The organism is Thermococcus sp. ES12, from assembly GCF_012027515.1.
Classification (GTDB): domain Archaea; phylum Methanobacteriota_B; class Thermococci; order Thermococcales; family Thermococcaceae; genus Thermococcus; species Thermococcus barossii.
In genome coordinates, this window is sequence record NZ_SNUP01000025.1 from 1 (window position 1) to 532 (window position 532).

Below are 532 nucleotides of genomic sequence, written 5' to 3' on the forward strand. Positions count from 1 at the left end.
TTCATCAAAAACTTGAGAAATACTTCCCGCTTCTAAGAATAGAAGTGCCGTCCAGATTAAACTGTTCACAGCAACAATCACCAAAGCCGTAGAAATCAAATCCCTAACTCTTGAAGGTTCTTTCTCCTTATAAAATGCAACCTCCCTTGGGAGGGCATTCTGGAATCCAAGAGTAGCAATAACAAGCGCAATGCTCAAAACAGTCAAAGCCAGATTAAAAACTCCATATTCCGAAGTCGTAAAATACCTGGCTATTATTGCTCTACTCAAAAACCCAAAAAACATTGAAATCATTGTTCCCGCAAAAACAATTCCGGTTCCCCTTGCAATCTTCTGCAGAGCTTTGCTTGCCTCGCTCATAGGGATCATCACCTTTTTTGCATCTTTTGCATCATTCTTGCTTCATTTTTGCATCATTTGAATCACGTATTTTATTCCTCTTTTGCCTCTTCCAACTCTCATCAAAATACCCTTCTCAACAAGCTCGCTTAAATCTCTCGTAGCTGTTATTCTTGAAACCTTACATAACTCT

Annotated in this window: 2 protein-coding genes; both read right to left on the minus strand. The window is 39.1% G+C overall.

The genetic code is table 11. The features are described 5' to 3' along the window. Window positions 1-360, minus strand: a 360-nt coding sequence (locus E3E37_RS10815) for an oligosaccharide flippase family protein (protein WP_167717352.1), incomplete at its 3' end; no start/stop codon positions are given. Window positions 361-402: 42 nt separating this feature from the next. Then, window positions 403-532, minus strand: a 130-nt coding sequence (locus E3E37_RS11795; RefSeq protein ID WP_167717350.1) for a DeoR family transcriptional regulator, incomplete at its 5' end; no start/stop codon positions are given.